Genomic DNA, 18292 nt, shown 5'->3' on the forward strand with positions numbered 1-18292 from the left:
TGATCAAACCATCTTGCTAGGCTGTCCCGCGTGAGCAGCCTCCCCGACCTCTCTCCCTACCGGACCCCCGCCGCAGCGGCCCCCGACGCTCCCGGCCCCGAGCCGTCGCGCGCCGCGGACGCCCCTGCCGCCGCCCCCGGCGCCCGTGACGAGCGGGCCGCCCGTCCGTCCCGGCTCCTGCGGATCGGCCTCGCGGTGGCGCTGGCGCTCGTGTGGTTCGCCGCGATGGGCCTCGGCGGCCCGACCTTCGGGAAGATCTCCGAGGTCTCCTCGAACGACCAGTCCACGTTCCTGCCCGCCACCGCCGAGTCGACGCTGGCCTCCGAGGCGGCCGCCGGCTTCCGGGACGGCTCGGCGGTCCCCGCGATCATCGTGGGGGAGGCCTCCACGTCAGATCCGGCCGTGGCCTTCCCCGCCCTCGCGGCGCTCGGGGAACGGCTCGGCGAGGTCGAGGGCGTCGAGCGCGTCGTCGGGCCGATCCCCAGCGAGGACGGCCAGGCCGTGCAGTTCCTCGCACTGATCGGCACGGGCCAGGAGGCGCCGCGGGAGGCCGCCGACGTCGTCGAGGACCTCGAGGCCGTGCTCGCGGACCCGGGCGGCGTACCCGCCGTGGCCGGCACGCCGGCCGCGGACGCGACCTTGCACGTGGGCGGCCCCGCGGGGCTCGCCTCCGAGCTCGGCGGTGCGTTCGCCGGGATCGACGGGCTGCTGCTGCTCGTGGCCCTCGTCGTGGTGTTCGTGATCCTGGTGGCCGTCTACCGCTCCGTGGTCCTGCCGATCCTGGTGCTGCTCACCTCGATGGGTGCGCTGTGCGCCGCGATCCTCGCGGTGTACTGGATGGCGCGCGCGGACTGGATCCAGCTCAACGGGCAGTCCCAGGGCATCCTGTCCATCCTCGTCATCGGCGCGACGACGGACTACTGCCTGCTCCTCGTGGCCCGCCATCGGGAGGAGCTGCTGCGGAGGGACGGCATCGCGCCAGCCCTGATGGCCGCCGTGCGCGGCTCGTTCGGGGCGATCACCGCCTCGGCGGCCACCGTCGCCGCGGCGCTGCTCATCCTGCTGGTCTCCGACCTCAACTCGAACCGATCGCTCGGCCCGATCGCCGCGTCCGGCATCGTCTTCGCGTGGCTCGCGGCGCTGACCCTGCTCCCGGCCCTGCTGCAGCTCATGGGCCGCGCGGCGTTCTGGCCCACCGTCCCCTCTCCCGAGAGCGCCCGCCGCCGTCGGGAGAAGCGGGCCGCCCGCGGCCGCGGGTTCGTCCAGCCCGAGGACCGCGACGGCGCGCCGATCGCCGGCCTCGAGGAGGACCACGGCGTGTGGACCCGGGTGGCCGCGCTCGTCGCCCGGAACGCGCGCACCGTCTGGATCGCGACGGCGGCCGTCCTCCTCGCGCTCGCCGCCGGCGTCACGCAGCTGCAGGCCTCGGGCGTGGCCCAGACCGACGTGCTGCTCGGGCAGTCCGACGCGCGTGACGCGCAGGGCCTGCTCTCCCGCCACTTCGAGGCAGGCTCCGGCTCGCCCGCGGAGATCGTCGCGCCTGAGGCGCAGCGGGACCGCGTGCTGGAGATCGTGCGCGGGACCACGGGCGCCGCCTCGGCGGAGCTGGAGGCCGAGCAGTCCGCCGGACCCCCGGCGGGCACCCCTGCCGGTCCGCCCGCCGGTGCGGGACAGCCCGACGCCCCCGCGGAGCCGAAGGTCGTCGACGGCCGCGTCCTCGTCTCGGCGACGCTCGCGGACCCGGCCGACTCCCTCGAGGCCGAGCGCACCGTGGGCGCCCTGCGGGAGAGCCTGGCCGACGTCGAGGGCGAGGTGCTCGTGGGCGGGACGGCCGCGCAGGCCCTCGACGCCAACGAGACCGCCCAGCGGGACCTCCGCCTCGTCATCCCGCTCGTGCTGCTTGTGGTGCTGGTGATCCTGATGGCGCTGCTGCGATCCGTGGTGGCGCCCGTGCTGCTGGTGCTCGCCACGACGCTCAGCTTCGGCTCGGCGCTGGGCGTCTCCACCCTCGTGTTCCAGCACCTGATGGGCTTCGGCGACGCCGACCCCACGGTGCCGCTCTACGGGTTCGTGTTCCTCGTGGCGCTGGGGATCGACTACACGATCTTCCTCATGACCCGCGCCCGCGAGGAGACGCCGCGCGTCGGCACCCGGGCGGGCGTGCTGCGCGCGCTCACCGTGACGGGAGGCGTGATCACCTCGGCCGGCGTCGTCCTGGCGGCCACGTTCGCCGCGCTCGCGGTGATCCCGCTGATGTTCATGGTGCAGTTGGCATTCATCGTCGCGTTCGGCGTGCTGCTCGATACGCTGATCGTGCGCTCCCTGCTGATCCCGGCGCTCGTGCGGGACATCGGCCCGAAGGTGTGGTGGCCGGCGAAGGTCGACTGAGGGCGGTCCTCCGCTTCGGCACATGGTGCATAGCCTGCGGCCCCGACGACGTGTCGTCGGGGCCGCAGGCTGTGGGTTCGTGGTTGCACGCCGCACCTCAGGTGTGCGCGTGGCTTTCACCCGGGGATGCCGTCGTCACATCGAGGCTGCGGGCCCCGACGTCCTCCAACGCCCACCACGTGAAGGTGCCCGATGCCACCGCGAAGGCGATCAGGATGATCGGGTACGGGCTCCAATCGACGCGCGGGAGCACCATCAAGCCGACAGCGATGGCCAGGAGCAGGGCTGCCATGCGTGGCGTGGACAGGCGAGGGCGATCGCGATCCCGCCAGTCCAGGGTGAGGAACGCGACAACGCACAGGGCAGGCAGGATCACCCAGATCCCATGGGCGGTTCCAAGGGCCCCGGCGGAGGCCAGAGTTGCTCCAAGGAACACGGCGGTGAGAATTCGCCAAACTTCCATGATCTCCTCATTCCTGAGAACGGGAGGGGTCATCAACCTCGCCGGAGGTCAGCACCCCTGATTTACGTCGATGATGAACCCCCCGATTCCGAACGTGAGGGCGCAGCCGACGGCCGCCGGCGGAACAGAAACGAGCGGTGTGCACATGAGCGCGTTTGCGCCGATCCATGCCAGTGCAGCTGCCCATGCGGAGGGGCACGCGGGAAGATCCTGGGTGGTGGGTTCCTTGGAGGCCGTCAGGTCTTCCGGGTCGAGATGGCTTATCCAGACTGGGGCGCCATGTGTACCTTCGATGATCTCAATGTCTCCGCGAGAGACCATCTCGACAAGCCCCTGCAGGACAAGGGGGTCCTGCACGGTTGCTGCAAACGCCAGTCGATCCATGTCGGTGGAGCCAAGAGTCGACTCATGGGGCAGGCGGAATGTGTCCCCGAGCTGTTCCAGAATTGCGACCCGTCGGGCGAAGCCTGCCGGGTCCTCCATCTCAGCTTGACGAACGAGCCGCATAGCGTCGTCGACCTTGTCAGTCGAGGGTTGTCCTTGGGGGTGGGTCACCTGGTCATCTCGGAACTGCGCCGAGGCCAAGCTCGGTGCGGCGAGGGTCGTGGTCACCACGGCCAGGCCGGTGAGCGTCGATACGAAAGTGGTCTTCCAGGTCGACATGGGGTCTCCTTACTGGGGGCAGGTAGCGTGGCCGCCTGCCCCTTGAATAAGTGACACAGAACACTATTGTTCCCTGTGTGGTGGATGTCAAGAGGAGACGTGACGGGCGGTGTGGCCACCTCCACCGTCGTAGCGCTGGCGGCCACCTTCGCCGCGCTCGCGGTGATCCCGCTGATGTTCATGGTGCAGTTGGCATTCATCGTCGCGTTCGGCGTGCTGCTCGATACGCTGATCGTGCGCTCCCTGCTGATCCCCGCGCTCGTCCGGGACATCGGCCCGCGTGTCTGGTGGCCGGCGCGGGCCGCCTGAGCCCGGACGGCGACAGAGGGCCCGACCGGCGGTGCGGTCGGGCCCTCCGGGCACGGGGGCGCGTCAGGGGCGCGCGGTCACTTCTTCTTGGACTTCTTCGCGTTCGAGGCCGTGGCCTTCTTGGCACCCGACTTCTTCGTGCGCGCGCCCTGCGGGGCGGGCGCGGCCTGGTCGTCCTTCACCCGGCCCGCGGCGGCGGCCTCCGTGGCCGCACCCGCGCTGCTCAGGCGGCCGTCGTCCGTGGTCAGGAAGGAGCGCATGAACCACTGGAACAGCTCGAGCTGGGCCACCTGGTCGATGAGGATGTCCTGCGTGACCGGGTCGAGGTCCTCGGTGGCGTCGATCGCGGCGCGGTGGTCCGTCACGACGCCGTCGTACACCAGGTCGAGCGCGGCCAGGTGCTCGAGGGTGCTCGCGCGGCCCAGCGAGTAGTCGTCCCACGTGCGGTCCGCCACGAGGACGCCGGGGGTGCCGGCGGGGGAGACGCCCAGGGTCGCGATGCGCTCGGCGACGACGTCCACCATGGCGCGGACCTTCTCGATCTGCGGGTCGAGCATCTCGTGGACGCCGATGAAGCCCGGGCCCACCACGTTCCAGTGCGCGTGCTTCAGGGTGAGCTGGAGGTCGTTGAGGGCGTGCAGCCGGCCCTGCAGGACCTCGGCCACGCGGTGGCCGTCCTCCACGCGCAGGCCGGGAACGGTGTAGGCGGCGTCGTCGTTCTTCTTGGCGTTGGCCACGATGGTGCTCCTTCGTCTCGATCGGGCGGCGCCGGAGGGCGCCGCATCGTCGCCTGAATCAACCACTCCGCGCGGGGGCGGCGCCAGCCCTGATCGCCCGCGGCAGGGCGAGGAGCCCCGTCCGACCTCCCCGGGAATGAATCCTTCGTGGAGCGCGTTGAACCGGACATCCGCAAAACATGAGTGAGGATGACTCACGTCCCTTGACACGCCGTCGCCGACGGTGGCAACCTGAGTCAGGAAGGCTCACGTCGGCCGGTTCGGACCCCCGGGTCCGGCCCAGGGCGACGCGGCCGCCTCATTCGCAGACAGGAAAGGACCACCCCATGTCCCGTGCAGTCGGAATCGATCTGGGCACCACCAACTCCGTCGTCGCCGTCCTCGAGGGCGGCGACCCCGTCGTCATCGCGAACGCCGAGGGCGCCCGCACCACCCCCTCCGTCGTCGCGTTCTCCAAGGGCGGCGACGTCCTGGTCGGCGAGGTCGCCAAGCGCCAGGCCGTCAACAACCCCGAGCGCACCTACGCGTCCGTCAAGCGCCACATGGGCACCGACTGGACCACCGAGGTGGACGGCAAGAAGTACACCCCGCAGGAGATCTCGGCCCGCACGCTGATGAAGCTCAAGCACGACGCCGAGGAGTACCTGGGCGAGAAGGTCACCGACGCGGTGATCACCGTCCCGGCGTACTTCAACGACGCCGAGCGCCAGGCCACCAAGGAGGCCGGCGAGATCGCGGGCCTGAACGTCAAGCGCATCATCAACGAGCCCACCGCGGCGGCCCTGGCCTACGGCCTCGAGAAGGGCAAGGAGGACGAGCTCATCCTCGTCTTCGACCTGGGCGGCGGCACCTTCGACGTGTCCCTGCTCGAGGTCGCCAAGGACGAGGACGACTTCGCCACCATCCAGGTGCGCGCCACCTCGGGCGACAACCGCCTCGGCGGCGACGACTGGGACCAGCGGATCGTGGACTGGCTGCTCCAGCAGGCCAAGTCCAAGGGCGCGGACCTGTCCAAGGACAAGATCGCCCTGCAGCGCCTGAAGGAGGCGGCGGAGCAGGCCAAGAAGGAGCTCTCCTCGGCCACCTCCACCAACATCTCGCTCCAGTACCTCTCCGTGACCCCCGAGGGCCCGGTGCACCTGGACGAGCACCTCTCCCGCGCCAAGTTCCAGGACCTCACCAAGGACCTGCTCGAGCGCACCCGCAAGCCCTTCAACGACGTGATCAAGGAGGCCGGCGTCAAGGTGTCCGACATTGACCACGTGGTCCTCGTGGGCGGCTCCACCCGCATGCCGGCCGTCTCCGAGCTCGTGAAGGAGCTCACGGGCGGCAAGGAGCCGAACAAGAGCGTGAACCCGGACGAGGTCGTCGCGATCGGCGCCTCCGTGCAGGCCGGCGTGCTCGCCGGCGAGCGCAAGGACGTCCTCCTGATCGACGTGACCCCCCTCTCGCTGGGCATCGAGACCAAGGGCGGCGTGATGGCCAAGCTCATCGAGCGCAACACGGCCATCCCCACGAAGCGCTCGGAGACCTTCACCACGGCCGAGGACAACCAGCCCTCCGTGTCCATCCAGGTCTTCCAGGGCGAGCGCGAGTTCACCCGGGACAACAAGGCCCTGGGCACCTTCGAGCTGACCGGCATCGCCCCGGCCCCCCGCGGCATGCCCCAGATCGAGGTCACCTTCGACATCGACGCGAACGGCATCGTGCACGTCTCCGCGAAGGACAAGGGCACCGGCACCGAGCAGTCGATGACCATCACGGGCGGCTCCTCGCTGTCCAAGGAGGACATCGACCGCATGGTCAAGGACGCCGAGGCCCACGCGGACGACGACAAGAAGCGCCGCGAGGCCGCCGAGCGCCGCAACCAGGCCGAGCAGTCCGCGTACTCCGTGGACAAGCTCCTGGCCGACAACACGGACAAGCTGCCCGAGGACGTCAAGACCGAGGTCCAGGCCGACGTCGACGCCCTCAAGGCCGCCCTGGAGAAGCAGGACAACGACGACGAGGTCAAGGCCGCGTTCGAGAAGCTCCAGGCCTCCCAGGTGAAGATCGGCGAGGCGCTCTACGCCCAGCAGGGCTCCGAGCAGCAGGCCGACGCCGGCGCCGAGGCCCCCCAGGCCGAGGACGAGGACATCGTCGACGCCGAGGTCGTCGACGAGGACGACGAGAAGAAGAACTGACGCACCCGCGCCGTCGTCGGCGCCGGCGAGCCCTGCGGCCCGCCGGCCCGACGGGGCCCGCGACAGCACCGGTGGGCCGGTCACGGCGATCGCACGTCCGTGACCGGCCCACCGGCCTCTCACCCCAGACTTCCGGCGCGCACGGCGCGCCGACGCAGCGAAAGGACCCACCATGAGCGAGAACACCGCCGACCGCCCGGACGACGACCGGACCCCGGGCGAGCAGGGCTTCGAGGAGCAGGCCTTCACGTTCCAGGATCGACGCCGGATCGACCCGGAGACCGGCCGCCCGCGCGGCGAGGCCGCCCCCGACGCCGAGCCGCAGGACGCGCCGGCCCAGGACGAGGGCGACGCCTTGGCCCAGGCCGCGCGCATCCTCGACGATGCCGGAGCCGAGGCCGGCGCGGCGCCGTCCGGGTCCTCCCGCGAGGCCGAGCTGGAGACGGACCTGCGCCGCCTGCAGGCCGAGTACGTGAACTACAAGCGCCGCGTGGACCGCGACCGCGACCTCGCGAAGGACCAGGGCGTCCTGAAGGCCGTTCTGGCGCTGATCCCCGTGCTGGACGACCTCGACGCGGCGCGGTCCGCCGGCGACCTGGCCGAGGGCCCCTTCGCCAAGATCGCCGAGAAGCTCGACTCCGCTCTCGCGGGCCTCGGCGTGCAGCGCCACGACCAGGAGGAGCTGGCGGGCGTCGAGTTCGACCCCGCGCTCCACGAGGCCGTCATGCGCCAGCCGCACCCCGAGATCCCCGCCGACCACGTGGTGCAGGTGTTCCGCAACGGCTACGTCCGGGACGGCCGCGTGCTGCGCGCCGCCCAGGTGATGGTGTCCGCCGGGGACGAGTGAGCCACGGCTGAACCGCACCGATCACCGCACCACGACGAACGAAGGGAGGCGCCATGGCCTCGCAGGATTGGATGGACAAGGACTTCTACGCGTCCCTCGGGGTGTCCAAGGACGCCTCCGAGGCCGACGTCAAGAAGGCCTACCGCAAGCTGGCCCGCACGCATCACCCGGACCAGAACCCCGGCGATGAGGCCGCGGAGAAGAAGTTCAAGGAGATCTCCGAGGCCTACGCGGTGCTCAGCGACCCCAAGGAGCGCCAGGAGTACGACGCCGTCCGCGCGATGGGCGGCGGCGCCCGCTTCACCGCCCCCGGCGGCGGGGCCGGCGGGGGCTTCGAGGACGTCTTCGGCGGGATGTTCGGCGGCGGCGCCGGACCCCGCGGCGCTCAGGCGGGCCCGGACCTGAACGACCTCTTCGGAGACATGTTCGGCGGGTTCGGCGGCCAGCCGGGCTTCGGGCCGGCCGGCGGCGGCTTCGGCCAGCAGCGGCCCGCCAAGGGTGCGGACCGCACCGCCACCACCACCATCTCCTTCCGGGGCTCGATCGAGGGCACGACGGTCTCCCTGCGGGCGGCCGACGGGGAGGTCGTGGACGTCAAGGTGCCCAAGGGCATCCGGGACGGCCAGAAGGTCCGTGCCCGCGGCAAGGGCTCGCCGGGCGCGGCGGGCCGCGGCGACCTGATCGTCACCGTGAAGGTGCGCGAGCACGAGTTCTTCCACCGCGACGGCGACACCCTCCGCATCACCGTGCCCGTCACCTTCCCCGAGGCCGCGCTCGGCGCGACCATCGAGGTGCCCACCCTCGAGAGGACCGTGAAGGTCAAGGTCCCGGCGGGCTCCGCCTCGGGCAGGACCCTGCGCCTCAAGGGCCGCGGCGTCGAGACCTCGAAGGGCGCCGGGGACCTCCTGGTCGAGCTGCAGGTGGCCGTGCCCACCGAGCTCACCGACGAGGCGCGCGCCGCCGTCGAGGCCCTCGCTGCCGCCACCGCCGGCGACGATCCGAGGCGGGAGCTGGCCCGGAGGGCCGACTGGTGAGCGCCGGGCCCCGGCGCTCCGAGGCTGCCGACCGGGCCGCCCGCGGCGCGCGGGAGCGCGGCGGCGAGTGGACCGCGCCCGTGTTCGTCATCTCCACCGCCGCGGCGATGACGGACATGCACCCGCAGACCCTGCGCCAGTACGACCGCCTCGGCCTCGTGGTGCCCCAGCGCCAGGGCGGGCGGCAGCGCCGCTACTCCCGCGCCGACGTCGAGCGCCTCCAGACCATCCAGGCGCTGAGCCGCGAGGGCGTCTCCCTCGAGGGGATCCGCCGGATCGTCGCCCTGCAGCGCGAGGTGGAGCAGCTGCAGGACACCGTGGTGGAGCTCGCCTCCCAGGTGGACCGACTGCACCAGGTCTCGCGGCTGGCCCGCGTGTTCACGGTGGGTGCCGCCGGTGACGTCTCGGCGCGCTACGCCGACCGCCGCTCGGGCGCCGGCCGCCCGGACGGCGTCGCCCCCGCGTCCGGAGCCGCGGAGCCGGGCACCCCGTCCGGCGCCGCGCGGCGCGGTGCGGCCGTGCGCGCCCTGCCCGCGGGCACCGCCCGTTCCCGCCGGATCCTCGCGTGGAACCCGCCGCAGTGCTGACGCCGCTGGCGTTCACGGCCCCGCAGCGCGCCGCCCGCCGGGAACGGCTGCGGGAGGACCTGGGCCGGAAGGACCGGCTCGACCCGCGGAGCCGCGCCGCGCTGGAGGGCCTCGCCCACGCGCTCGCCCCGGACTCCATGGACCGTGCCCTGCCGGCGCGAGAGCTGCTGGCCCACGACCTCGAGGGCCGCGGTGGGCCGACCGCGGCCGTGTGCGCCGGAGACCCCGCCACCGCCACCCATCTGACCTGGATGGTCTCCGGCATGGGCATCCGCCCGGACACCGCCCTGTGGGGCGCGGCGCACGAGGCCGCTCAGCTGGCCGCGGCCCAGCACGCGGCGGGGGCGCCCCGCCCCGTCGTCGTCGCGTGGCTGCGCTACCCCGCACCCGCGCCGTGGCGCGTGGTCCTCGACCGCCCCGCGCGGGAGGCCGGCCGGCAGCTCGCCGACGACCTCGCCGCGTGGTGGGCACACCTGCACGCGTCGGGGCTGCGCGCCCGCGGCACCGCGGTGCACGGGGCCGTGGACGCCCACTCGTACGGCTCCCTCGTGGCGGGGCACGCCCTGCGAGAGCTCGACGAGCGGGGGCTCCTTCCGGCCGACTCCGCGGCCACCGATCCCACGCCCCACAGCGCGGAGCGCCCCGTCGAGACCCTGGTGGTGTCCGGGGCGGTGGGCCTGCCGCTCGCCCTCCTCTCGGGAGCCCGTGCGCTCGGCGCGGCCACCGGCCGGGTGTTCGAGGCCCGCGCGCCCGGAGACGTGCTCTCCGTCCTCGGCCGGCTCGGCGGGCTGCGGCAGGCCTGGCCCGGCGCCGTCGCCCTGCCCGTGGACCCCGTCCCGGGGATGGACGGGGCCGCCGTGCGCGGCCACGACACCTCGCGCTGGACGCCCGCGGCCGGCGACGACGCGCCGCGGGGCTACCGCGATCCGGGCTCCGTGACGCTCGCGGCCGCCGCCCGCGTCACCGCGGGCCAGCCGCTCGGCCTTCAGCGCCTCCGGTAGGCGAGGTCGAAGACGAGCCGGCCGGCGCGCTGGGACTTGGCCTCGAAGCTCGTGACGGGGCGGCCCTCGAACCGCGGAGCCCACCCGCCCTCGTGGTCCACCGGGTCCTCCGCCTCGCTCGCGGCCACGGCCTCCCCGAGTCCCGCGCGCAGGGGGCGCTCCTCGGCGGCCGCGTCCTCCCATCCGGCGGGCAGCGGCTGCGCGCCCACCTCGAGCTCGCGGCCCTCGCGGCGCACGCGGGTCAGCGGGGAGTCCTCCCCGGACGCGCGGCCCGGGAAGAGGTTCTCGAACTCGGGGTGGGCCTCCAGGACCTCGCGCATCTGCACGGCGTACCCGGACCAGTCGGTGGCCAGGCGCAGCACGCCGCCGGGGGCGAGCACGCGGGCCACGCGGTCCGCGAAGGCGGGGGAGACGAGGCGGCGCTTGTGGTGGCGCTTCTTGTGCCACGGGTCCGGGAAGAACACCCACACCTCCCCCACGGAGCCGGGCTCGAGCAGCTGGTCCAGCAGCTCGGGGGCGTTGGCCTCCACGGCCCGCACGTTGGTGAGCCCGCGGTGCTCCACCTGCGCCATGAGCGCCGCGAGCCCCGGCACGTACACCTCCACCGAGAGCACGTTCCAGTCCGGCCGGTCCGCCGCGCCCTGGGCGGTGGACTCGCCCAGGCCCGAGCCGACGTCCACGAGCAGCGGGGCCTCCCGCCCGAACACGGCCCCCCAGTCCAGGTGGGCGTCCGGGGACACGGAGGTGGCCGCCCGGTGGCGGGGGACGTCCACGAGCACGGTGTCCGCGAGGCGGTCCCACACGGCCTGCTTGCCGGAGGTGAGGCGGGCGCCGCGGCGGACGAAGGAGACCGGCTCCGTGCGGTGCAGCGCGGGGTCCTTCGCGGTGTTGTGGTCGTGCGGGTGGGCCGCGTCGGCGGACGGGGCGGGGGCGGCGTCGGGGGCGGTGTGCTCAGTCATCCGCACGATCCTCCCACGGCGGCGCTCAGGGGTGCAGGCCGGAGCCCGTCGTGTGACCGGCGGCCACGCCCCCCGTGATGCGGTCCACGGTCACGAACGTGTAGCCCTCCGAGCGCAGGTGCGCGATGACGGCGGGGACGGCGTCCACGGTGGTGGAGTGGATGTCATGCATCAGCACGATCCCGCCCGGGCGGGCCCCCGCCTTCACGGCGGCGAGGGTCTGTGCGGGGCTGCGGTGCTCCCAGTCCCGGGTGTCCACGCTCCAGGTGACCGATCCCGCGCGGGGCAGCCCGCCGAGGGTGGCCAGCACCGACTCGTTCAGCGCCCCGTAGGGGGCGCGCACGGTGCTCGGGCTGACGCCGGCCGCGCGGACGGCGGCGTCCGTGGCCGCGATCTCCTGGCGCACCTGCCCGGCCGTCAGCGTCGTGAGGTTGGGGTGGGTGTAGCTGTGGTTGCCCACCTGGTGGCCCTCCGCCGCCATGCGGGCGATCATCGCGGGGTTGAGCTTCGCGCTCTGCCCCACCACGTAGAAGGTGGCCGGGACCTGCTCGGCGGAGAGGACGTCCAGGAGGCGGCCGGTGTGCCGGCCCGGGCCGTCGTCGAAGGTGAGGGCGATGCACCGGGTGACCGCGCAGTCCACCGGGGCCTGGCGCACGGGGCCGGCGGGCGCCGGGGCCGTGGAGGGCTGCGGCGCCGCCGAGGTGGAGCTCGCAGGGGCCGAGGCGCTCGGCGCCGAGGAGCCGGGGGCGGTCGCACTCGTGCCGGCGGACGCGCTCGGCGCGGCCGGGCGAGGGGAGGCGGGCTGCTGCACGGGCGCGGGGCGCACGTCCTGCGGTGCGATCCGCTCGACGGGGATCACGGGCTTCGGGGTGGCCACGGCGACCGGCGTGTCCTCGGGAGCGACGCCGGGCTTCGGACCGCCGAGGTCCTGTGCGGCGGGGACCACGCGGTCCTGCGCGACGACGGGTGCCGGGCGGTCCTGGGTGCGGGCGTCCGCACCGGGGCGCGTCGGCGACGCCGACGAGGCGGGTGCGGAGGCGTCCTGCCGTCCCTCGGCGGAGGAGCCGCGCTCGTCCTGGCCCTCGGCCGACCCGGCGGAGGAGGACTCGGCGGCACCGCGTGCGTCCTCGGCCTCCTCGGCATGCGTCGCGGCCGACGTCGACTCCTGGCCCGCGCCGGTGTCGTCCGACTGAGGGGCGGCGGCGGACGTGGACGGTGCGCTGCTGGTCATCGCGGAGGACGTGCTGCCGCCTGACGCGGACGGGGACGACGACGCGGACTCCGGGCTCGGGGTGTCGGTCGCAGGGCTCGTGGCGGCCGCGGAGTCCGCGGCGGCCTGGGGAGCGGGTGCGTCGCCTCCGTCGGGGCCGCCGCACGCCCCGAGGGCCAGGGTCAGTGCGAGGAGGGCGGCGCAGAGGCGCGGGCGGGACGTCGAGGTCATGGGCGGGCTCACACTCTTCGAGGATCAGCGCGCGAGGACGGGGCTCAGCGCGAGGGGAGGTCGGCCTCCCGGCCGACCTCTCCATCCTGCCAGGCCGGGGGCGATGCCTCCGGCCTCCCTCACGTCACGATGTGGACACGATCGTGGGCGACGTCTCGGCGGTCGCCGGGGCGGCGGAGTCCGCGGGCGCGTCGGACGCGCTCGGCTCGGGCAGCGGCGTCACGTCGGAGGTGGGCTCCGGCGGCAGCGTGGAGTCGGACGGCTCGGGGGTGCCGGGATCCGACGTCGGCGCGTCCGTGGGCGCGTCCGACGGCGTCGAGGAGCTCGACGTCGAGGGCTCGGGGGTGCCGGGTGCGCTCGTGGTGCCCGGTGTGGGCGCCGACGTCGGGCGCGTGGGGCCGGAGGGCGACGAGGGCACGTCGCTGCTCGGCGCGGGGGAGCTGCCCGGCTGCGTCGTCGGCGCAGAGGAGCCGCTCGGCGTCGTGCTCGTGGCGCCGGTGCCGGGTGTTCCTGTGGACGACGGGTCGGGGGCAGGGGCCGCCGAGGTCGGCTCGTCGGTGTCCGCGGGGGTGGGGTCCGGCCGGGTCGGCGCGGTCTCCGTGGGGTCGCTCGAGGTCTCCGCCGGCGGCCGGGGGGCCTCGCTCGTGGCGGGAAGCGGCGGGGGCACGGGCACGGCCGTGGTGGAGGGCGCCTCCGAGGAGCCCGCCGGGGAGGACGAGGCCTGCGGGAGGCGGACGGCGGCGGGCGTCCGAGCCGCGTCCTGGGCCGTGCGGCCCAGCTCGGAGAGCCAGGGCCGCACCGTCTCGGAGGGGATGCGGGCGGTGAGCACGCCTGCCGCGGCGGGTGCGAGCGCCGCCTGGTCGACCTCGAGGAGGGCGCTGCCGTCCGGCAGGAGCACCACCGCGTCCCAGATGCGGCGGTTCTCGGCCTGGTCCGGGGCCTCGACGGCGGAGGTCAGCCGCTCCTGCACGATGTCCGGGTCGTTCGCCATGCGGTCGCGCACCTCGGCGCGGAACGCGGTCCAGCCCTCGGCCGTGAAGAGGTCCGACGTGGCCAGCACGCGGTCCTCGCGGGCGGAGTACCAGCTGGCCTGGGAGGAGGACACGGACTCCGTCCCGCGCTTCTCGGTGGAGAGCAGGCGGACGGCGGCGATGTCCTGCCCCGCCACCGCGAGGCGCGGCTGCACCTCGAGGGAGGGGTCGGCGGAGAGGTCCGTGTCCCGCTGATAGGCCTCGACCTGGGCGCGCACGTCTGCGGCCATGGCGTCGGTCCAGGAACGGGCGCCGGGCACCTCGAGCCAGGCGCCGTGGAACTCGGGGCTCTGCCCCTCGATCGCGGACATGGAGGCGCCGGGCACGAGCGCGAGGTCCAGGTCCGGGATGTCCAGCGTGAAGGGCGCCATGTCCATGGGCGGCAGCTCGGAGGCGCTCGCGGCGGTGGGGGCGGGAGCCCCGTAGGGGTCGTTCCCGCCGCATGCGGTGAGGGCGAGCAGGGCCGCGGCGGCGAGGCCGAGGCCGGCCCGGCGTCGGGCGGCGAGGCGGGGAGTGGAGTGGGTCATGCAGATCACTTCCGGTGGTCGGTGGAGCTGAGGGCGGCGTCCATGCGGGCGGCGGCCTCGTCCGGGCTCGGGGCCCGGAAGTTCGGATCGCGGCGGCGGCGCAGGTCGCGCCGCACGCGCAGCAGGACCCAGACCACCAGGGCGAGGACGATGAGCGCCATCACCACGGTGGAGAACAGGTCCGCGTAGTCGGAGATCACGTGGTACTGGGCGCCCAGGACGTAGCCCCCGTAGATGAACAGGGCGTTCCAGAGCAGCGAGCCCAGGGCCGTGTAGAGGGTGAAGAGGCCGAGGTGCATGCGCTCGATGCCCGCCGGGATGGAGATGAGCGAGCGGAACACGGGGATCATGCGGCCGAGGAACACGGACCAGTACCCGAACCGGCCGAACCAGCGCTCGGTGCGCTCGACGTCCTCGATGTCCACCAGGGGCATCCAGTTCGCGATCCGGTACAGGCGGCGTCGTCCGAGCCACGCGCCGATCCCGTAGAGGGCGAGCGCGCCGACGACGGAGCCGAGGGTGGCCCACAGGAGGGCGGCGTGCGGGCTGAAGGCGCCTCCGGCGGCGGTGAAGCCGGCCAGGGGCAGGATCACCTCGGAGGGGATGGGCGGGAAGATGTTCTCCGCCAGCACGGCCACGCCCACGCCGACCGGGCCGATGGCCTCCATGATGCCGACCACGACGTTGCCGAGCCATCCGTAGTCCACGGCCCCCTCGGCGGGGGCGACGGCCAGGAGCGCGGGGGTGAGGGAGGAGAGCATGGGAGACATTCTCCCCCATCGGCGGGGAGAGGGGACCCGGACGGCGGGGGGAGGGGTTGGTAGGGTGAGCGTGCTGACCGCTCTATTCGACTGTTCGCGCCACATTCCCATCCCTGTGCCGCGGGCCCCACTGGAAGGAAGACTCCATGAGCATCGTCCAGATTCCGCTGCGCCTGGCCTCCGGCGCGTTCATCCTCAACTCCGGCCTCGGCAAGCGCCAGCTCTCCGACGAGCAGGCCGCCTACATCCGTGACATGGGCGCCAAGGGCGTGCCCGCGCTGGCCCAGCTCTCCCCGGCCCAGTTCAAGAACTTCATCGTGGCCTCCGAGGTCGGCGTGGGCGGCGCGCTGCTGCTGCCCCTCGTCCCGGGCTGGCTCGCCGGCGCCGCGCTGACCGCCTTCTCCGGCGGCCTGATGTCCATGTACCTGAACACCCCGGAGATGACCGAGGACGACGGCGTCCGCCCCTCGCAGGAGGGCACCTCCGTGGCCAAGGACGTGTTCCTGGTGGGCTCCGGCCTCGCCATCATGTCGGACTCCGTGGCCAACCGCCCCGGCAAGCGCCGCAAGGCCGCCAAGAAGCGGGCGACGCGCATCGAGTCCGCCCGTGACGCCAAGGTCCAGGCCATCCGCGAGGCCAAGGACGAGAAGGTGGCCGCCATCTTCGCCGCGCGCGACGAGCAGACCGCCGCGCTGCGCGACGCCCGCGAGGAGCTGAAGAAGCTGCGCAAGAAGGCCTGATCCTTCCCGCACGCCGAGAACGAGGGCCCCGGGCCCGGACCGTCTGGTCCGGGCCCGGGGCCCTCGTCGCCGTGCCCGGTGCCTCAGCGGCCCCTCATCGTCAGAGGTCGATCTCGGTGGGGTGCAGCACGCGACGCAGGAAGTCCTGGGTGCGCGGCTGCTGCGGGTCGGCGATCACGGCGGAGGCGGGCCCGGACTCCACCACGACGCCGCCGTCCATGAACACCACCCGGTCCGCGACCTCGCGGGCGAAGCCCATCTCATGGGTCACCACGAGCATGGTCATGCCCTCGCGGGCGAGCTGGCGCATGATCGCCAGGACCTCGCCCACGGTCTCCGGGTCCAGCGCGGAGGTGGGCTCGTCGAAGAGCATGAGCTGCGGGTCCATGGCCAGGGCCCGGGCGATCGCCACGCGCTGCTGCTGGCCGCCGGAGAGCTGGTCCGGGTAGCGGGCCTCGAGCTCCGCCAGGCCCACGCGCGCGAGCTGGCGGCGCGCCACGGCCTCGGCCTCGGCCCTGTTCCGCTTGAGGACCTTGACCTGGGCCACGGTGCAGTTCTCCAGCACGGAGAGGTGGGGGAAGAGGTTGAACTGCTGGAACACCATGCCCACATGGCGGCGCAGGACGTCCAGGTCCACGTCCGGGTCCGTGACGTCGAACTCGCCGACCGTCACCGTGCCCGAGTCCGGTGTCTCGAGCAGGTTGACGCAGCGCAGCAGGGTGGACTTGCCCGAGCCCGAGGGGCCGATGAGGCACACCACCTCGCCCGGGCCCACCTCGAGGTCGATCCCGCGCAACACGTGGTTGGCGCCGAAGGACTTGTTGAGGCCGGCCACGCGCACGCCGGCGGCGTCCGCGGAGGCCACTGCGCCCAAGGATCCGGTGATGGGGTTCTGCTGGGCCATGTCAGTGCCCCTTCTTGGTCGAACGGGTCTCGAACCGACGGGCCAGCAGGGACAGCGGCACGGTGATCACGAGGTAGAACAGGCCGGCCACGAGGATCGGCGTCATGCCGGCGTCGAGCGCGGAGATGCCGTCGCGGCCGAACTTGGTGAGCTCGTACTCGTGCGCGGCCAGGCCGAGCACGTAGACCAACGAGGAGTCCTTGGTCAGGAGGATGACCTCGTTGGTGAGCGGCGGCAGCACGATGCGGAAGGCCTGGGGGATCACGATGGTGACCATGGCCCGCCACGCCGGCATGCCGAGGGACCGGGCCGCCTCCATCTGGCCGCGGGGCACGGCCTGCAGGCCGGCACGCAGGGTCTCGGCGATGTACGCGGCCGAGACCATGCCCAGGGCCGCCATCACGACGACGGGGATCGGCCAGGACACCCCGAACGCGAAGGGCACGCCGTAGCCGAAGGCGAGGAACACGAGCAGCGCCGGGACGCCGCGGAAGAACTCGACGTAGGCGGTGGCCAGCCACCGGTACGGCGCGAACGAGCTCAGGCGCATGAGCGCGAGCACGATGCCGCCCAGGAGGCCGACGACGAACGAGGTGACCGTGTAGAACAGCGTGTTGCCCAGGCCCACGAGGATCACGTTGGGGAACATCGGGGCCACGGCGGGGAAGTTCAGGACGTTCTCGGCGAGCGCGCCCCAGTCGATGAGGACGGCCAGGACGACGAGGGCGAGGACGAAGACGGCCGCCTGGATGATCAGGGACAGCCGACGACGGCGGCGCGCGCGACCGGGCTTCATGGCCGGGGCGGGCGAGACGGGGGCCTGCGTGCTCATCGGTAGTCCTCCTGTGCCTGACCGAACCAGCGCTCCTGGAGCTCGGCCACGGTGCCGTCGTTGCGCAGCCCCTGCAGCGCGCGGTTCACGGCGGAGCCCAGCTGCGCCTTATGCGGGCCGACCGCCATGCCGAGCTGCTCACCCGTGGGCAGCGACTCGACCACCTCGAAGCGCGCGTCGTCCTTGAGCGAGTAGAGCAGCACGGACTGGTTGCCCAGGGCGGCGTCCACGGTGCCGGCCTGCAGGGCCTGGATCTGCATGCCGCCGTCCTCGAACTGCACGGGGCTCAGGCCGTTCTGCTGGGCGTACTCATCGCCGGTGGTCGCGGCCTGCACGCCGATCCGGCGGCCCTTCGCGGAGTCGATGTTGGTGATGCCAGAGCCCTTCTTTGCGACCAGCACGAGGTCGTCGTCGAGGTAGGGGAGGGTGAAGGCCATGACGCGCTGGCGTGCCTCGGTGATGGAGATCGACGAGGCGTTGAGGTCGCAGCCGGTGAGGGAGGCGCCCGACTCGATGGCCTCGAAGGAGGAGTCGATCACGTTCAGCCCGAGCCCGAGCTCCTCCGCGACCGCCTCCACGAGGTCGATGTCATAGCCGGTGAGCTCGCCGTCCTGCTCGAACTCGAACGGCGGGTAGGGGATGTCCGAGCAGACCGTGAGCGTCCCCGGGGAGACGAGTCCGTACGTGGAGGACAGGTCGGCGTCGGAGACGACGCCGGCCGTTCCGGCGTCGCCGCCGATCACGGCGCAGCCGCTGAGGGCCAGGGCGCCGACGCCGAGCGTCAGCGCGCCGACCGCGCGGGATGGGGTGCGGAGCATGGGGGAGCCTTCCGGGGCGGGCCGTGGGGTGCGGGCCGTGTGAACAGGAGCACATCCTAGGCGTCCG

Annotated in this window: 18 protein-coding genes; 8 read left to right on the forward strand and 10 right to left on the reverse strand. The window is 73.3% G+C overall.

Features of this window, described 5'->3' with window-relative positions:
• The first annotated feature begins 225 nt into the window (after positions 1–225).
• Complete coding sequence (locus KZX60_RS05700) at positions 226–2388, forward strand: MMPL family transporter (protein ID WP_248116402.1); 2163 nt, start codon at positions 226–228, stop codon at positions 2386–2388.
• Between the two features lie 97 nt (positions 2389–2485).
• Here KZX60_RS05700 and KZX60_RS05705 read toward each other — a convergent pair whose 3' ends face one another.
• Both KZX60_RS05705 and KZX60_RS05710 read right to left on the reverse strand, forming a co-directional pair.
• The gene (locus tag KZX60_RS05705; RefSeq protein ID WP_010080226.1) at positions 2486–2851 is read right to left on the reverse strand and encodes a hypothetical protein; all 366 of its coding nucleotides are present in this window, start codon (positions 2849–2851) and stop codon (positions 2486–2488) included.
• A gap of 48 nt (positions 2852–2899) precedes the next feature.
• Complete coding sequence (locus KZX60_RS05710) at positions 2900–3514, reverse strand: hypothetical protein (RefSeq protein ID WP_248116324.1); 615 nt, start codon at positions 3512–3514, stop codon at positions 2900–2902.
• A 111-nt stretch (positions 3515–3625) separates the two neighbouring features.
• On the opposite strand from KZX60_RS05710, the gene KZX60_RS05715 reads away from it, so the two are divergent.
• Positions 3626–3823, forward strand: a complete 198-nt coding sequence (locus KZX60_RS05715) for an MMPL family transporter (protein ID WP_231936606.1) — start codon at positions 3626–3628, stop codon at positions 3821–3823.
• 77 nt (positions 3824–3900) lie between these two features.
• On the opposite strand, the gene KZX60_RS05720 is transcribed toward KZX60_RS05715, so the two are convergent.
• Positions 3901–4560, reverse strand: coding sequence for a DNA starvation/stationary phase protection protein (locus KZX60_RS05720; RefSeq protein ID WP_248116326.1), 660 nt, complete (start codon positions 4558–4560; stop codon positions 3901–3903).
• Between the two features lie 326 nt (positions 4561–4886).
• Here KZX60_RS05720 and dnaK point away from each other — a divergent pair, with 326 nt between their 5' ends.
• From dnaK to KZX60_RS05745, 5 genes are all read left to right on the forward strand, one after another.
• On the forward strand, positions 4887–6743 hold the full coding sequence (dnaK, locus tag KZX60_RS05725) for a molecular chaperone DnaK (RefSeq protein ID WP_248116328.1): 1857 nt from the start codon (positions 4887–4889) through the stop codon (positions 6741–6743).
• 172 nt (positions 6744–6915) lie between these two features.
• Positions 6916–7590: a nucleotide exchange factor GrpE gene (locus KZX60_RS05730; RefSeq protein ID WP_248116330.1), complete on the forward strand. Its 675-nt coding sequence runs from the start codon at positions 6916–6918 to the stop codon at positions 7588–7590.
• 53 nt (positions 7591–7643) lie between these two features.
• Positions 7644–8624: a DnaJ C-terminal domain-containing protein gene (locus KZX60_RS05735; protein ID WP_248116332.1), complete on the forward strand. Its 981-nt coding sequence runs from the start codon at positions 7644–7646 to the stop codon at positions 8622–8624.
• Positions 8621–9211, forward strand: a complete 591-nt coding sequence (locus tag KZX60_RS05740; protein WP_248116334.1) for a MerR family transcriptional regulator — start codon at positions 8621–8623, stop codon at positions 9209–9211. Before KZX60_RS05735 ends, KZX60_RS05740 begins: the two co-directional genes overlap by 4 nt.
• The gene (locus KZX60_RS05745; protein ID WP_248116336.1) at positions 9190–10212 is read left to right on the forward strand and encodes an alpha/beta hydrolase; all 1023 of its coding nucleotides are present in this window, start codon (positions 9190–9192) and stop codon (positions 10210–10212) included. Before KZX60_RS05740 ends, KZX60_RS05745 begins: the two co-directional genes overlap by 22 nt.
• Here KZX60_RS05745 and trmB read toward each other — a convergent pair.
• From trmB to KZX60_RS05765, 4 genes are all read right to left on the reverse strand, one after another.
• On the reverse strand, positions 10197–11171 hold the full coding sequence (trmB, locus tag KZX60_RS05750; protein ID WP_248116338.1) for a tRNA (guanosine(46)-N7)-methyltransferase TrmB: 975 nt from the start codon (positions 11169–11171) through the stop codon (positions 10197–10199). The genes KZX60_RS05745 and trmB overlap by 16 nt on opposite strands.
• 25 nt (positions 11172–11196) lie before the next feature.
• Positions 11197–12612 (reverse strand): polysaccharide deacetylase family protein, encoded by a 1416-nt coding sequence (locus KZX60_RS05755; RefSeq protein ID WP_248116340.1) that lies wholly within the window; start codon positions 12610–12612, stop codon positions 11197–11199.
• Positions 12613–12736: 124 nt separating this feature from the next.
• On the reverse strand, positions 12737–14170 hold the full coding sequence (locus tag KZX60_RS05760; RefSeq protein ID WP_248116342.1) for a hypothetical protein: 1434 nt from the start codon (positions 14168–14170) through the stop codon (positions 12737–12739).
• 5 nt (positions 14171–14175) lie between these two features.
• Positions 14176–14940 (reverse strand): DedA family protein, encoded by a 765-nt coding sequence (locus KZX60_RS05765; RefSeq protein ID WP_248116344.1) that lies wholly within the window; start codon positions 14938–14940, stop codon positions 14176–14178.
• A 137-nt stretch (positions 14941–15077) separates the two neighbouring features.
• Between KZX60_RS05765 and KZX60_RS05770 the strand changes: the two genes are divergently transcribed.
• Positions 15078–15671, forward strand: coding sequence for a hypothetical protein (locus KZX60_RS05770; RefSeq protein WP_248116346.1), 594 nt, complete (start codon positions 15078–15080; stop codon positions 15669–15671).
• Between the two features lie 100 nt (positions 15672–15771).
• On the opposite strand, the gene KZX60_RS05775 is transcribed toward KZX60_RS05770, so the two are convergent.
• The 3 genes from KZX60_RS05775 to KZX60_RS05785 are packed head-to-tail and all read right to left on the reverse strand — an operon-like array spanning position 15772 to position 18225.
• Complete coding sequence (locus KZX60_RS05775; RefSeq protein ID WP_248116348.1) at positions 15772–16575, reverse strand: amino acid ABC transporter ATP-binding protein; 804 nt, start codon at positions 16573–16575, stop codon at positions 15772–15774.
• Position 16576: 1 nt separating this feature from the next.
• Complete coding sequence (locus KZX60_RS05780) at positions 16577–17407, reverse strand: amino acid ABC transporter permease (protein ID WP_248116350.1); 831 nt, start codon at positions 17405–17407, stop codon at positions 16577–16579.
• Positions 17404–18225 (reverse strand): ABC transporter substrate-binding protein, encoded by an 822-nt coding sequence (locus KZX60_RS05785; RefSeq protein ID WP_248116352.1) that lies wholly within the window; start codon positions 18223–18225, stop codon positions 17404–17406. The genes KZX60_RS05780 and KZX60_RS05785 overlap by 4 nt, the downstream gene beginning before the upstream one ends.
• Positions 18226–18292: the final 67 nt, after the last annotated feature.

Source organism: Micrococcus sp. EYE_212 (assembly GCF_023147585.1).
Classification (GTDB): Bacteria; Actinomycetota; Actinomycetes; order Actinomycetales; family Micrococcaceae; genus Micrococcus.

Bases quoted from the DNA above. Each gene is read 5' to 3' on its own strand.
- KZX60_RS05760 (WP_248116342.1), bottom strand. From the start codon at position 14,170: ATGACCCACTCCACTCCCCGCCTCGCCGCCCGACGCCGGGCCGGCCTC.
- KZX60_RS05770 (WP_248116346.1), top strand. From the start codon at position 15,078: ATGAGCATCGTCCAGATTCCGCTGCGCCTGGCCTCCGGCGCGTTCATC.
- KZX60_RS05780 (WP_248116350.1), bottom strand. From the start codon at position 17,407: ATGAGCACGCAGGCCCCCGTCTCGCCCGCCCCGGCCATGAAGCCCGGT.
- KZX60_RS05785 (WP_248116352.1), bottom strand. From the start codon at position 18,225: ATGCTCCGCACCCCATCCCGCGCGGTCGGCGCGCTGACGCTCGGCGTC.
- trmB (WP_248116338.1), bottom strand. From the start codon at position 11,171: ATGACTGAGCACACCGCCCCCGACGCCGCCCCCGCCCCGTCCGCCGAC.
- KZX60_RS05700 (WP_248116402.1), top strand. From the start codon at position 226: ATGGGCCTCGGCGGCCCGACCTTCGGGAAGATCTCCGAGGTCTCCTCG.
- KZX60_RS05710 (WP_248116324.1), bottom strand. From the start codon at position 3,514: ATGTCGACCTGGAAGACCACTTTCGTATCGACGCTCACCGGCCTGGCC.
- KZX60_RS05735 (WP_248116332.1), top strand. From the start codon at position 7,644: ATGGCCTCGCAGGATTGGATGGACAAGGACTTCTACGCGTCCCTCGGG.
- KZX60_RS05730 (WP_248116330.1), top strand. From the start codon at position 6,916: ATGAGCGAGAACACCGCCGACCGCCCGGACGACGACCGGACCCCGGGC.
- KZX60_RS05775 (WP_248116348.1), bottom strand. From the start codon at position 16,575: ATGGCCCAGCAGAACCCCATCACCGGATCCTTGGGCGCAGTGGCCTCC.
- dnaK (WP_248116328.1), top strand. From the start codon at position 4,887: ATGTCCCGTGCAGTCGGAATCGATCTGGGCACCACCAACTCCGTCGTC.
- KZX60_RS05755 (WP_248116340.1), bottom strand. From the start codon at position 12,612: ATGACCTCGACGTCCCGCCCGCGCCTCTGCGCCGCCCTCCTCGCACTG.
- KZX60_RS05705 (WP_010080226.1), bottom strand. From the start codon at position 2,851: ATGGAAGTTTGGCGAATTCTCACCGCCGTGTTCCTTGGAGCAACTCTG.
- KZX60_RS05765 (WP_248116344.1), bottom strand. From the start codon at position 14,940: ATGTCTCCCATGCTCTCCTCCCTCACCCCCGCGCTCCTGGCCGTCGCC.